Source organism: Inquilinus sp. OTU3971 (genome assembly GCF_038440215.1).
In genome coordinates this window covers 1-13,838 of record NZ_JASATH010000088.1, presented here as the reverse complement: position 1 = coordinate 13,838, position 13,838 = coordinate 1, and the positions used below count along the sequence as shown (strand labels likewise).

Here is a 13,838-nt window from a genome sequence, read left to right as displayed (position 1 = left end):
GGGCAGTGCAGCAGCAGCTTTCCGGAAGGACCGATGACCGTGCATGCAAGTCCAGTTCGCCGCGTCGGCATGATCGGAGCCGGTTGGGTTGCCGGCTACCACCTGCCGGCATGGGGCCGGCAGCGCCACCGGGCCGAGATCGTTGCCATCGCCGACCCGACCCGTCAGGCGGCCGAGCGCCGCGCGGCCGAATTTGGCATCCCGCACGTTTACGCCGGCGCTGAAGAGATGCTGGAAGCCGGGCGCCTCGACGCCGTCGATATCTGTTCGCCGCGCGAGACGCATGCGGCCATGGTCCGGCTCGCCGCCGGCCGGCGCCTCGACATCCTCTGTCAGAAGCCGCTCGGGATCGATTTCGCCGAAGCCGAGGCGGTTGTCGCCAGAGTGGCCCCTCCCGCGCGGCTGATGGTGCATGAGAACTGGCGGTTCCGCGCCTGGTACCGGCTGTTGAAGCGTTGGCTCGAAGAGGGCGCCGCCGGCGACATCCGGCAGGCGAGTCTCGAATTCCTGTCCTCAGGCATGATCGCGGGGCCGGACACGTTGCGGCCGGCGCTGGTGCGGCAGCCGTTCTTCCGCACGCAGCCGCGTCTGCTGGTGATGGAGGTGCTGATCCACCACCTCGACACGCTGCGCTACCTGCTCGGCGAGCTCGACGTCATTGCCGCGCGGCTCGAGCGCAGCAACGACGAGATCGTCGCGGAGGATGTGGCGGCCGTGGTGCTGCGCAGGCCGGAGGATGGCCTCGTCGTCACGGTCACGGGAAATCTAGCCGTGCATGGGGCGCCGCCGATGCCGCGCGATCATCTGCGCCTTTTCGGCACGCGCGGCACGATTGAGTTGCTCGGCTCGACGCTCGGCCTCCGCGGCGCCGGAATGCGCGAGGAGGCGTTTGACCCGGAGGCCACCTACCAAGGGTCGTATGACGCGGCGATCGAGCATTTTCTCGACGGCCTCGACACCGGCGCCGCCTTCGAGACCAAGCCGGAGGACAATCTCAGAACATTGCGGCTGGTCGAGGAGATCTACCGCCTGAGCCAGTTCGACCCGGCAGCCAAACCGCGATAATGTCGCCAGTTCCGCCAACAGGAGGACCATTTGCCGGCCAGCGATGACGTCAGGGAAACTCCTGAAGAGCACGACGATCTCACCATCGCGCGGGCGCTTGAGGAAGACATCATCTTCGGCCGCCTCGCGCCGGGGACGCGCCTGACCGAGGACATGCTGCTCGCCCGCTTCCGGGTGACCCGCCACTTCGCCCGTCAGGCCCTGGTGCAGCTCGAGGGCATGGGCGTCGTCGTGCGCGAGCGCAACAAGGGCGCATCAGTGCGCTCGCTGTCACCCGGCGAGGTGCGGGAGATATACGACGTTCGGGAATTGCTGCAGCGTCAGGCGGCGCTGTGGATCCCGCTGCCGGCGCCGGACGCGCTGATCGCCGAACTCACCGCCATCCACGAAGAGCACGGCCGGCACGTCGAGACCGGGTATCTGCGCGGCGTCCACGAAGCCAATGACCGGTTCCACCTGACGCTGTTCGGCGCCTGCGGCAACTCGCACCTGGTTCAGTCGATCGTGCTCTATATGCGACTGAGCCTGCCGGTACGTGCCAACTCGATGAGCGACAGGGCCTCGCTCCGCGTCGCGCATGAGCACCACCGCCTGATGATCGAGATGCTGAAGGGCCGCGACAACTGGGTCCTGGCCCAGCTCTGCGTCGACCATCTGCAGCCCAGCAAGCGGAACTACCTGGCCAAGGCATCGCCGCCTGATGATCGAGACGCCGAAGGGCTGTGACAACCGGCCCCTGGCCCGGCCGTGCGTCGATCCTCTCTGGACTGGCTGGCAAAGTGGCGCGCGCCGGGGAGGAGAGCGCGCGCAGCCGTCCGCTTCTATGCCTCGAGACGCAGCAGGGAGACGCCCTGGCGCGGCAGCGTCGTGCGCAGCAGGATCGTGCCGTTCTCGACCGTGACAGCGCCGGCCGTCTCGATCTCCGCCAGCTGGCCGGCGGCCTCGAGCTTGCTGTACTCGGCGCCGGTCGGGCTTTGTGGGCTGCCCATGGCCTTCCACACGGCGAACGCGTTGGAGTGCGCCTCGTCCATCCGGTAATGGCGGAGCGAGGGCGCCTCGCCGGTCCAGCCACCGACGGCGATCGTCACCTCGGCCGCCGGGCCGGCCTCGTCGTCGTCATGGTAGTGGTAGACGAGAACGCTGATGCCCTTGTCGTCACGGGTCGCGACAACATTGACGTCGGGTTCGCCGCGCACGCCGTTGGCGACCACATCCGCGAGGTCGCGGCGGTGGGTACTGGTCGTCTCGAGCCAGTCGCCGCCCAGCATGCCCAGCATGCGGAAGGCGTTGAGCACCGCCTTGTCGACGCCGTTGGTGGCCAGGTCGCGGAAGCCGTCGAACCAGGGCTGGTCGTCGAACATGAAGGCCCAGGTGACGGCCCCTTCGATGGTGAGGTTGGCGCGGCTGGCCAGCTCATAGGTGCGCAGCATGCTCTCGACCACATAGACGCCGTAGAGCGGCCCGTTCCGGTACGCGTTCTGGGGATGATACCGGGCCGAGCAGGCGGCGCAGCCTTCCGGGTCGGACTCGCCGATGACGATGGGGAGGTGGGTGAGCGAGGGGAACTCGTTGATGATCCCCAGATGGGTGTCGATATCCTTGAGCTGCTTGTGCACGCCCATGCGGACATGGTCCTTCCAGACCACCGGATTGCCCTTGGCATGGAAGGCGATGAAGTCGATCGGCGAGTCGCGGTCGACCACGTGTTGCAGGAATTCCCGCAGGAAGGTCTGCGCCTTTGCGCTGGCGAAGCCGCCGCAGACATGCGGGCCGCCGACGCGGGCCTTCGGCAGAGCGCGCTTCACGGCCCGGGCGCTGACGTCGTACATCTCGCAGAACTGCGGGATCGTGCCGGTCCAGTAGTGCCCGTCGGGCTCGTTCCAGACTTCCCAGGGCCAGGCTTCGACCGTGTCGCGGCCGTAGCGCTCGGCGAGATGGCGGGCCCAGGCCTCGATCAGGTCGCCCCATTTCTTGAGGTCGTTCGGCGGCGCGGCCCACCCCGTGGTGATGGTCGCGTATTTGTCGTTGGGCCGCCAGTGATGCCGGTAGTCGCCCTTCGCATCGGACAGCGCCTCGGGTGTAAAGCCGATCTGGACAAGCGGAATGTTGCCGGCCTCGACATAGGCGTCGAAGATCTTGTCTATGACGGTCCAGTCATAGACCGGCTTGCCGTCGGCATCTTCGGTGTAGGCGTTGGTCGAGCCCCATTTCAGGGCCGGCAGGCCGTCGCCGCTGGTCAGGAGATTATGGGTCCGGATGCGCGGCGGCTCGGGGCTCAAGGCCGTCAGCGCCTTGAGCAGCTTCTTGCCGTGCTCGGAATAGGTGTAGTTCGGCTCGTCGTAGCCGAACCAGTTCCAGAGCGGCCTGTAGGGCCCGGTGCGGCGGTCGGCGTGAACCGCGATGCTCACGGCAAGAGAGCTGGTCATCATTGATCCTTGCTGGCGCTGCTGCGCCAGACCTCCCCCGGAGGTCTGGCCGATCGCTGTGTCGGGACAGGCGATGCCCCTCGCCGGAGAGGTCCGCCATCGACGCGGTACGTTATGGAAGATCGTCGCTTTGTCAATAATGTGTTCTGGCGCCCTGCGGGTAATGAGTCCGGCAATGCGAGGTTTTCCGTTGTTTTTTGAAATTCGAGCTGACAAGGGTTGCCGAGCCGCTGAAAAAATGTCGATAAAGGGCATTCGTGAGCCCGTCGACCACCGAGGCGCCACCGGATCTGTCCCGCGCGTGCGGCGGGGCAGGTCCGGGACTTTGAAGCCTCTCGTCGATCCGACGAAAAACGGGGCTCGAATGAGAGCTGGGAGGAGCAAGGAGATGAAATTTCTCAGGACGATCGCATTAGCTGTGTCCGCGGTGGCGACGCTGTTGCCGTTGCCGGTCATCGCGCAGGATTTCATCGCCGGCATCCCGCGCAACGAGGCCCTGATCATCCAGGGCACTCCGGCGCAGAATGCCGACTGGTTCAACGTCTGGGCTCCCGGCGGCGGCGGTGCGGCCAATCTCAACGGACTGCAGCAACTGAGCACCGACACCTTCTGGTTCATCAACCCGGAGGGCGGTCCGAAAGCCTGGCAGAATGCGCTCGCCACCGAGCCGCCTATCTACAATGACGATTTCACCCAAATGACGGTGAAGCTCCGCGAAGGCGTGTACTGGAGCGACGGCGTCGAGTTCACTGCGGGCGACGTCGTGTACACCGTGCAGACGCTGATCGATCACCCCGGCATGAATTGGTCGGCGGCATTCGGGGTCAACGTCGCATCGATGGAGTCGCCCGACCGCAACACCGTGATCTTCCACCTGAAGGCGCCGAATGCGCGCTTCCATTCGCTCTTTACCGTACGCTGGAACGCGGCCTGGATCATGCCCAAGCACGTGTTCGAGAAGGTCGCCGATCCGCTGGCCTACAACAACAACCCGCCGGTCTCGCTGGGTGCCTATGTGCTGCACAGCTACGACAAGGGCGGCAACTGGACCATCTGGAAGCTGCGCGACGACTGGCAGCGCACCTCGATCGGCATGGACTGGGGCCAGCCGCAGGTGAAGTACGTGGTGTATCGCGCCGCCGGCAATCCGGAAGCCCGCGTCATCGAACAGCGCAACCACAACCTCGACGTGATCAACGACATCGCGCCCGAGGGCATGTTCTCGATCATGAAGGACAACCCGACGGGCGCCGCGTGGCTCCCCGGCTTCCCCTTCGCCCATCCCGATCCGACGCTGCCCTCAGTGCTGTTCAACACCGAGAAGCCGCCGTTCGACAACAAGGACGTCCGGTGGGCCCTGGCGCTGCTGATCGACATCCGAGCCGTGGCCCTCGGCTCCTATCGCGGTGCCGCGAACCTCTCGGCTCTCGCCACTCCGCCGACCGGTTCGGCGCTGGACGACTATTTCGTGCCGATGCAGGACTGGCTCACCAATTTCGAGCTCGACACCGGCATTCGCAAGATCAAGCCGTATGACCCCAACATCTCCGAAGTGCTGGCCAAGATGGTTCGCTCGCAATGGGGCGACCAGATCCCGAGCGATCCGGAGAAGCTGAAGCGCGTCTTCGGCTTCGGCTGGTGGAAGCAGGATGCGCAGGCGGCCGCCGAACTGCTGCAGAAGGCCGGGTTCAGTAAGCAGGGCAACCGCTGGATGAAGCCCGACGGCACGCCCTTCTCCATCCGGGTCCAGGTCGAAGGCGATGCCATTCCGACGCTAGCTCGCGCCGGCACCGCCATTGCCCAGCAGTGGAGCCAGGCGGGGATCGACGCCAAGGTCGACGTCGCCGGACCGACCAACGGCCAGCGCCTCGGGACCGGTGACTTCGAGACCGCCATCTACTGGTCCATCGAGACCTGGGGCGGCCATCCCGACCTCAGCTTCTTCCTCGACAGCTACCACTCGCAGTTCATCAAGCCGCTGGGCGAGATCCAGCCGCCGCGCAACCTGCAGCGCTGGGGAGACCCGCGCCTCGACGAGATTATCGAGCGCAATCGGAAGGTTGCCTTCGACTCGCCTGAGGTAAAGGCGCTCGGCCAGGATTTCCTCAAGCTTGCGGTCGAGGAAATGCCGATGATCCCGCTGATGGCCTACAACAAGTTCGCGCCGTTCGACACGACCTACTGGACCAATTACCCGAGCATCGACAACCCGTATTCGGCCTCGGGCCCGAACTGGTCGAACATCCGCTACATGGTGGTCAGCCTGAAGGCCAAGACCCCGGCGGCCCAGTAACCTGCAATGCACCCGGACCAGCCGGTTCGCCGGCTGGTCCGCTCCGATCCTGACAATCCGGGAGGCGGGATGAACGGCTTTCTCATCTATCTGTCAAGACGACTGGGCCAGTTTCTACTCGTCGTGTTCGCCGGCGTGACGCTGTCGTTCCTGATCGCGCATTTCTCGCCGGTCGATCCGATCGAGCAGACGGTCTCGCTGCTGACCAGCTTCGGCAGCACCGATCCGCGCTCGGTCGAGCTGCTGCGGGAATCGCTGCGGGAGCTCTACGGCACCGACGGATCGCTGCTCGACCAGTACGTCACCTTCTGGAGCCGCGTGCTGACCGGGGATTTCGGCCCGTCGCTCTCGGCGTTCCCGACCCCGGTGATGACCGTGATCGGCCGGGCCCTGCCCTGGACGGTCGGGCTGCTGACCCTCGCGACGCTGTTCTCCTGGACGCTGGGCAACCTCTTCGGCGCTCTCGCCGGCTATTTCCGCAAGAACCGCCTCCTGAACGCCGTCGGCGTCCTGGTGATGTCGATGCAGCCGATCCCCACCTACATCGTCGGCCTGACCCTGATCATCGTCTTCGGCTATGTCTGGCCGGTCCTGCCGATCAGCGGCGGCGCCCAGCTCAACCTCGAGCCGGGATTCACCTGGGGCTACATCTCTTCGGTGATCATCCACGGCTCGCTGCCGGCGCTGACGCTCGTCTGCGTCGGCCTCGGTGGCTGGTTCATCTCGATGCGCTCGCTGGTCTCCAATCTCGTCACCGAGGATCACGTGGTCTATGCCGAGCTCGCCGGCGTGCCCGGGCGGACGATCTTTTCGCAGTATGTGGCGCGGAACGCCATGCTGCCCCAGGTCACGGGCCTGGCGCTGACGCTGGGCCATGTCTTCGGCGGCGCGGTGATCGTGGAGTTCGTGTTCAACTATCCGGGGATCGGCAAGCTGCTGATAGCGGGCATCTATGCCGGCGACTACAGCCTCGTGCTGGGCGTCACCACCATCGCCGTCATCGCCGTGGCGGCCGCGATGCTCGTGATCGACATCCTCTACCCGCTCATCGATCCACGCGTGAAACTGGGATAGCGCCGTGAAAATCCTGTTCGGGCTGCTGCGCTACAACCGCGAGTTCCTGCTGGGAATGATCTTTCTCTCGATCATTCTCGCGCTCGTGATCGCATCGTTCTTCTCGCCCTATGACGAGCTCGCCACCTATGTGGTGATCCCGGACATGCCGCCCTCGGCGGAGTACTGGCTCGGCACCACCTCGCGCGGCCAGGAAGTGTTCTGGCAGTTGGCCGCGGCGATGCGCAACACGCTGCTGTTCGGCATCGTCGTGGCGCTGATCAGCCGGGCCATCGCCATCGCGGTCGGCCTCACATCGGGCTATCTCGGCGGGCGGGTCGACCGAGTGATCATGACCCTCAACGACACGCTGAACGCGCTGCCCAACATCCCGATCCTGCTGCTGCTCGTGTTCGTGCTGCGCGACCAGATGACGTGGCCGATCCTCGCGCTCACCGCCGCGCTGCTGGGCTGGCAGCACGACAGCCGGCTGATCCGGTCGGTGGCGCTGTCGCTGCGGCACCGCGAGTTCACCCGCCACGCGGCGTTCTCGGGCATGCGGACCGGGCAGATCCTGCTCCGCGAGCATCTGCCCTACGTCATGCCGATCGTCTTCTACACCACCATGAACAACCTGATCTGGGCCATCGGACTCGAGGTGACGCTGTCGATCCTCGGCTTCTCCGACATCAACCGGCCGACCATCGGCGGGATGATCTATTGGGCCAACGCCCATTCGGCGATGGTCGCCGGCATCTGGTGGTGGATAGCGGTGCCGATGATCTTCGTCGCCATCCTGTTCCTCGGCCTGTTCATGCTGGCCATGTCGGTGAACGAATACATCGATCCGCGCAGCCGGCTCACCCGGATGGGAGCCTGACATGCACGATGTTCTGAGCATCGAGGCCAGGACCGCCGCCATGGTTCGCCCCGCTGCGCTGACGGTCGAGGGGCTCAGGGCCTACTACGTCAACGAGCATTTCGGCATCCGGCGCGAGGTGCGGGCGGTCGACGACATCAGCCTGACCGTGCGCCGCAACGAGGTCTACGGCATCGCCGGGGAGTCCTCGAGCGGCAAGAGCTCGCTGATCAAGACGCTGGCCGGGGCCATCCGCCCGCCCATGCGGGTGATCGGCGGCTCGGTGACCTTCGATTTCGGCGGCAGGACGATCGACGTCTATTCGCAGCCCGAACAGCTCAAGCCGGCGCGCTGGCGGCATCTGAGCTACATCATGCAGGGGTCGATGAACGTCCTGAACCCGGTGCGCCGGGTGAAGCACGCGTTCCACGACTTCGCCTATCGCCACATGGGCCTCGGCCGCGCCGCCTTCTGGACCAAGGTGCGGCAGCATCTCGAAAGGCTGGGGCTCGATCCCGACGTGCTCGAGGCCTTTCCGCACCAGCTTTCGGGCGGCATGCGCCAGCGCATCACCATCGCGCTGGCGACGGTGTGCGAGCCCGAATTCATCATCGCCGACGAGCCGACCACCGCCCTCGATGTGCTGGTGCAGCAGGACGTGCTCCGGCTGATCAAGGACGTGCAGGCCCGCATCCAGGCGTCGATCATCTTCGTCACCCACGACATGAGCGTCCATGCCGCGATCACCGACCGGCTGGCCATCATGTATGCCGGCAGGCTGGCGGAGGAGGGGGCGACACAGGCGCTGTTCGACCGGCCGCAGCATCCCTACACCGCGCATCTGATCGGCAGCCTGCCGCGCATCGGCGACGTCCGAGTGCGCAAGAGCCTTCCCGGCAAGCCGCCGGCGCTTTCCGATCCGCCGAGCGGGTGCCGCTTCCACCCGCGCTGCCCGCTCGCCGTCGACCGCTGCGCCAGGGAGGTGCCGCCGATGCTGCCGAGCGCGACCGGGGGGCGCGTCGCCTGCTTCCGCGCCGGGGAGGTCGCCGCGCCATGACCGATCTGCTCAAGCTCGATCACGTCACCAAGGTCTTTCCGGTCGGCGGGTTGTTCTCGCGCCGCTCGATGAAGGCCGTGGACGATGTCAGCTTCGCGTTGGAGGCCGACAAGCCCGAGATCTTCACCATCGTCGGCGAATCCGGCTCCGGCAAGTCGACCCTCGCCAAGATGATGCTGGGTAACGAGGTGCCGAGCGAGGGGCGGCTGGTCTTCGACGGAACGGATGTCGCGACCATCCGGGGCCGGGCGGCGCGCGAGGCCTTCATGGCCCGGGTGCAGCCGGTGTTCCAGAACCCGTTCGAGGCGTTCAACCCGCTGACTAGGCTGGATCGATACCTCTTCGCCACGGCGAACCGCTTCCGCAAGGCCGGGACGAACCGGGATCGCGAGGCGGCCGCGGATACAGCGCTGCAGCGCGTCGGCCTGTCATTGGCCGAGATCAGGGGCCGCTATTCGCACGAGCTGTCCGGCGGTCAGTTGCAGCGCATCGCGGTGGCCCGGGCGCTGATCCCCGAGCCCGGGCTGATCGTCGCCGACGAGCCGGTCTCGATGGTCGATGCCTCGCTCCGCATGTCGATCGTCAACCTGTTCCGCGAGTTGCGGGACGAGCTCAAGGTGTCGATCATCTACATCACGCACGACCTGGCGACGGCCTATTACATCTCCGATCGCGTCATCATCATGCAAAAGGGCAGGGTGATCGAAAGCGGTGATGCACGGACCGTGCTCGAACATCCTACCCAGCCGTATTCGATTGCCTTGAAGGGCGCCGTGCTGCCGCCAGACCCGGCCGCGGCCTCCGCCATCATCCGAAATCCCCGAGCCACCACAGCGGCCATTTCCTGACGGGCAGGGCGCAACTCCGTCGGCTGGGCGAAGCTAGTGGTTGCTCGTGTGGGAGAGCGGGATTTCCACGTGCGGTCGTCGTCTTGTCGAGGGGCTTGTCACGTTCGCGGCCTTGCGGGACTGTGGCGATCAGCATAGCGGTTTGCCATGGCCCAACCCTGCTATTCCGGCTACCGCTTTCCACCGGATGTGATCCAGCGCGCCATCTGGATGTATCTTCGCTTCACCCTGAGCTACCGCGACGTCGAGGACCTGCTCGCCGAGCGCGGCATCGAGGTGTCGTACGAGACGATCCGGCGTTGGGTGATCGGCTTCGGTCCCGCAATCGCTCGGCGTCTTCGTGCATGGCGACCGGCGCCGCATCGGCGATGGCACCTCGACGAAATGTTCATCCGGATCGGTGGCAAGCAGATGTACCTGTGGCGGGCCGTCGATGCCGAGGGTGAGGTGCTCGAGGTGCTGGTTCAGGCTAGGCGGGACGCGGCTGCCGCCTGCAAGCTGATGCGCAAGCTCCTCCGGAAGCAGGGGATCGCCCCGAACGAGTGGGTCACCGACAAGTGTCCGGCCTACGCCGCTGCGCTTCGCGATCTGGGCCTGGGCGCCGCAGTTCACATCAGGGCCAAGCGGCAAAACAACCGGGCCGAAAGCTCGCATGTCCCGGTTCGGCGACGGGAGCGCAAGCTGCAACGGTTCAAATCTGCCGCGTCGGCGCAGCGGTTCCTGTCGATGCATGCCGCGACTTACAACACCTTCAACGTCTGCCGTCACCTCACCACCGCCCGCACGCACCGCCGCTTTCGCGCGGAGGCGATCGCGGCATGGCGGGATGCGGCCGGCGCTGCGGCCTGAGCCTGGCGGATGCCGGCCTAATCGCGGCCACGCTCGACAACGTGACAAGCCCCCAGGCCCGATGGCCGGCCCTGTCGAGCGACCATCGCGAGGTGCTGGAGCGCGTCGCCATTGCAGGCGACTCCTACCATGAAGTGTCCAAACGCCTGAATCTGCCGCTCGGGACCCTCCGAGCTCGGCTCCACCGCGCCCGCAACGCGCTGCGCTCGGTTTGACCGAGACCCGCCTCGCCAGCGACTGCTCGACCGGCCGCTACGGCAGACGCCGGTCAGCCGACGACGATTGCGTTCGATACGCCAGCGCGACGGCCGCCATCGGCCTCCCTCCTATGCCTCGGTTGGTCGACCCTTCTGCCTCTTGCGTGAGGAGCGCGGCGGATCGGAACCGGCTGCCACTTTTCCCCGTTCCCGTAGTGATCAAATGGGTCGGTCCTGGCCACTGCGCCGGGGGCATTCTCATGGTCGCTGACGCGATCGCATCGAGGGCAGTCATCCATCCGAAAGGCCGTCAGCGGCCCTTTGAGGTCCTCCGCGATCCCGCGTTCTGCAAGAACGGCGATCCGACCCTTCCGAAATCACGAAAAGGAGCGCTCCCATGTTCAAGGAGCATCTGATCGCATGCGTCGCGATAGCTGCGCTCGGCGTGGGGCCGGCGCTTGCGCAAACGAACCAGCCCGCAGCCCCGCCGGCGCAATCCGGCACGGGTGCCGCCGCGACGTCCGAAGTCATTACTGCCGACAAGGTGTCGGCCGACACTTGGCGGGCTTCCAAGCTGATCGGCGTCGGCATCTACGGACCCGATGATGAAAGGGTTGGGGAAGTCAACGAGGTCCTCGTCGACCGCAAGGGCCAGATGCAGGCGATTGTGGTCGGCGTCGGCGGCTTCCTCGGCATCGGGGAGAAGGACGTCGCCATCCCCTTCGGCGAAGTGCAGTGGAGCGATCAGCCCATCAATCCTCCTCCCGCCGCGGCTCCCGGTACGCAGCCGACTCCGACCGAGCCGTCGACGGCGCCCGGCACGACGCCTCCCGCTGGCACCATGCCTCCGGCTGCCGGCACGACGCCGCCGACTCCAGAAGGAACCACCGCACCGGCGATGACCGAGACCAAGCGGATGTACCCTGATCATGGCCGGATCACCATGACCAAGCAGCAGCTGAACGACGCCCCGAAGTTCGAATATCCGGGGTAACTCGCGCTGAACCGAGGTCGCGGCGAACGGGTAGGCACTTGGCGGACGTGCTGCAGCTGATTTGCAGGCGTCCGCAGCGCATCAATGGCATGCCCAATCCACTGATGCCGTGCAGTCACGCCATAGGAGAGAGGGACGGGTTAGCACAAGCTCGCCTCCCCAAGGGGACTGACATGACCGAGCGGGTTGTGGACGTGTTCGACAAGAACAGCGTCTGTATCATGACCTATACTGTACATATCACGGCGTTCAATCGCACGCTCTGTTGCGAGGACTTTGAACGCGAGGCTCTTTGGATGGCATCGAGAGACAAGATTGCGCCAAACGATCAGCTGGTGTGGCTTACAGCCAAAGTCCGACCTCGCCGGACTTACGGGTCAGGCCACTGAGTTGCAATCTTGTCCGCACCGAGGCCGCTCGCCGGATCATCCTCGACGGCGGGTGTGAGACAGACGCCTCAGCCTCGCTTGCCGCCGCGCCGGCAAGCGAGGCTGCCCATCCCGACATCGACGCGTTCGGTGAAACTCCGCCATGAGGCAACACGACCCCCAGGTTTTCGTGTCGACCGGCAGCCATCGACCGTCGCTCCAGCGCGGACTAGATTGGGCGCTGGTACGGGCACATCCGCGGTGAATAGGTGAGGCATGACCAAGGGATTCGTGCCAGCCGATTGCTTCTCCGCTTTAGACTGGACTGTCCGCCTCGCCGATGGTGGCGGCACCCTCTCCTGCGGCCCGTACCGCGGGCGCTTCAAGGTCAACCGCATGGGCGTGATCCAGATCAGCTGGCAGCACGGGCCGGAGCCGCGAGACCATGCCCGGATCGAGAAGGCGACGAGGAAGGCGGTGGAAAGGGAGATGAGCGGCCATTTTCGCTGAAGCCGCGCTGCTGCCCGAACACGCCTGCCCGTAAGGTCTCTCGCTCGATCCACGAAGGAGCTCGCGACATGGCGGGCTTGCCGCCTCTTTCGCAAACCGATTGTCATTCGAATTTCCAATGGCAGAGGTTTGTGAAGGCGCCGACAGGCCCGTCCTCCGTCGGGCCAGTCAGACCCGCGAAAACCCTCGTTTCTGAAAGCCTCCGATCGTCCCCGTTCACATCCGTTCCCAGATGTCGGATGCCTACGCACAGCTCTTCTAACGAGCCCCAGAAGGCTCCTCCTAACCGGACATCTCTCATCTCATCGCCACGGCGACGCCCGGGACCGGACCAGGTTCGGGGCCAGTTTGTCCCCATTGCTGTCAATCAGCATGGAGTACCGACGCCGATCGGCGCTGCAAGTACCTGATTTCGCTGAATGCGGAGGGGTCGCGAGCTGACGCCGCTTCAAAGGAAGAGGCCTGCCGGTGGGGCCAGACTCCCAATTCTGCACGGCCATTGGTCTATGTCAAACCGGCTAGGTCCTCTAGCCGGCTATATTGGATTTTAGGAAAATTGATAATTGATGTGGAGCACGGAATGGCAGTCTCGGGCAGGAAGCTTGCGGCGGCCTCATCTAAGAGTCAGATCACGGCAATGGACAATAACACTCCAGATTATGAAGTGTTTATTTTGGTCCTGAATAATATAGATTCTGCACAACTCGATATCTCTCGACCTTAATGCCCAGTACCAACAATATTGAGAGTCCCGCTTCTGTAGGTGATGACATGATTGTATATAGAGGAACGAGTGTCGCCGGGGTTGAATTGCTCGCCCGCATGGAGGAGGGGTTCAGCACCCGGTCGGTTGACGAGGTCGATGCTCCCATAGAGGAGACCGTCGATCCGACGGCTCGGACGATGTCCTCTCCAGCCCGCGGCGAAACGCTGATCTCGGTCATCGATCCTCGCGCCCTCGGAGGGGAGATTCTCAGACTGGCCCTTCAAGCGGAAAGCGACCAGTTCCGGGGCGAAACCTACACACGAGTCAGCGACTGGCGCAGCGATGCCGCGGTCTCCCGCACGACTTCAGCAATCCTGCTCGTCATCGGGGCGGCGAACGCGGACGATCCGGATCTGGTGGACGACCTCCAGGCCTTGAGCCAGGACTTCCCGCAGATTCCGACGGTCGTGCTCGGGGAGATCGAGACACCTGCGCAGGTTGCCAAGATCCTGGGCCATGGCGCCCGCGGTTACATCCCGACCAGCGTCGGCCTGGGTGTGGCGATCGGCGCGCTGTCCCTTGCCATGGCCGGCGGCGTCTTCGTGCCGGCGAG

The 13,838-nt window shown here is 65.1% G+C and carries 12 protein-coding genes and 1 pseudogene; 12 read left to right on the top strand and 1 reads right to left on the bottom strand.

All coding sequences use genetic code 11. The annotated features are described in order from the left end of the window. Window positions 1–33: 33 nt before the first annotated feature. On the top strand, window positions 34–1,065 hold the full coding sequence (locus AAHM41_RS21515) for a Gfo/Idh/MocA family protein (protein WP_342238629.1): 1,032 nt from the start codon (window positions 34–36) through the stop codon (window positions 1,063–1,065). Between the two features lie 30 nt (window positions 1,066–1,095). Further along, window positions 1,096–1,791, top strand: coding sequence for a GntR family transcriptional regulator (locus AAHM41_RS21510; protein ID WP_342238628.1), 696 nt, complete (start codon window positions 1,096–1,098; stop codon window positions 1,789–1,791). Window positions 1,792–1,886: 95 nt separating this feature from the next. Here the strand turns inward: AAHM41_RS21510 and AAHM41_RS21505 are convergent, their stop codons facing one another. Beyond that, window positions 1,887–3,491 carry a GH39 family glycosyl hydrolase gene (locus tag AAHM41_RS21505; protein ID WP_342238627.1) on the bottom strand — a complete coding sequence of 535 codons (1,605 nt, stop codon included), beginning with the start codon at window positions 3,489–3,491 and terminating at the stop codon, window positions 1,887–1,889. Window positions 3,492–3,879: 388 nt separating this feature from the next. Here AAHM41_RS21505 and AAHM41_RS21500 point away from each other — a divergent pair, with 388 nt between their 5' ends. The 10 genes and pseudogenes from AAHM41_RS21500 to AAHM41_RS21460 all read left to right on the top strand — a co-directional run. Then, a complete protein-coding gene (locus AAHM41_RS21500) occupies window positions 3,880–5,784 on the top strand; it encodes an ABC transporter substrate-binding protein (RefSeq protein WP_342238626.1) in 1,905 nt (634 codons plus the stop codon). Window positions 5,785–5,853: 69 nt separating this feature from the next. Further along, window positions 5,854–6,858, top strand: coding sequence for an ABC transporter permease (locus tag AAHM41_RS21495; RefSeq protein ID WP_342238625.1), 1,005 nt, complete (start codon window positions 5,854–5,856; stop codon window positions 6,856–6,858). Between the two features lie 4 nt (window positions 6,859–6,862). Beyond that, entirely contained in the window at window positions 6,863–7,717 is an 855-nt protein-coding gene (locus tag AAHM41_RS21490; protein WP_342238624.1) for an ABC transporter permease, read from the top strand. A 1-nt stretch (window position 7,718) separates the two neighbouring features. Continuing rightward, on the top strand, window positions 7,719–8,753 hold the full coding sequence (locus tag AAHM41_RS21485) for an ABC transporter ATP-binding protein (protein WP_342238623.1): 1,035 nt from the start codon (window positions 7,719–7,721) through the stop codon (window positions 8,751–8,753). Next, entirely contained in the window at window positions 8,750–9,601 is an 852-nt protein-coding gene (locus AAHM41_RS21480; RefSeq protein ID WP_342238622.1) for an ABC transporter ATP-binding protein, read from the top strand. Before AAHM41_RS21485 ends, AAHM41_RS21480 begins: the two co-directional genes overlap by 4 nt. Before the next feature lie 147 nt (window positions 9,602–9,748). After that, complete coding sequence (locus AAHM41_RS21475) at window positions 9,749–10,450, top strand: IS6 family transposase (protein WP_342238621.1); 702 nt, start codon at window positions 9,749–9,751, stop codon at window positions 10,448–10,450. Next, window positions 10,420–10,665: a sigma factor-like helix-turn-helix DNA-binding protein gene (locus AAHM41_RS40670; RefSeq protein WP_446719472.1), complete on the top strand. Its 246-nt coding sequence runs from the start codon at window positions 10,420–10,422 to the stop codon at window positions 10,663–10,665. The genes AAHM41_RS21475 and AAHM41_RS40670 overlap by 31 nt, the downstream gene beginning before the upstream one ends. 379 nt (window positions 10,666–11,044) lie before the next feature. Further along, on the top strand, window positions 11,045–11,641 hold the full coding sequence (locus AAHM41_RS21470) for a PRC-barrel domain-containing protein (RefSeq protein WP_342238620.1): 597 nt from the start codon (window positions 11,045–11,047) through the stop codon (window positions 11,639–11,641). A 644-nt stretch (window positions 11,642–12,285) separates the two neighbouring features. Further along, a complete protein-coding gene (locus AAHM41_RS21465; RefSeq protein WP_342238644.1) occupies window positions 12,286–12,519 on the top strand; it encodes a hypothetical protein in 234 nt (77 codons plus the stop codon). Window positions 12,520–13,242: 723 nt separating this feature from the next. Then, window positions 13,243–13,838: pseudogene (locus AAHM41_RS21460) on the top strand (hypothetical protein); the annotation flags it as partial.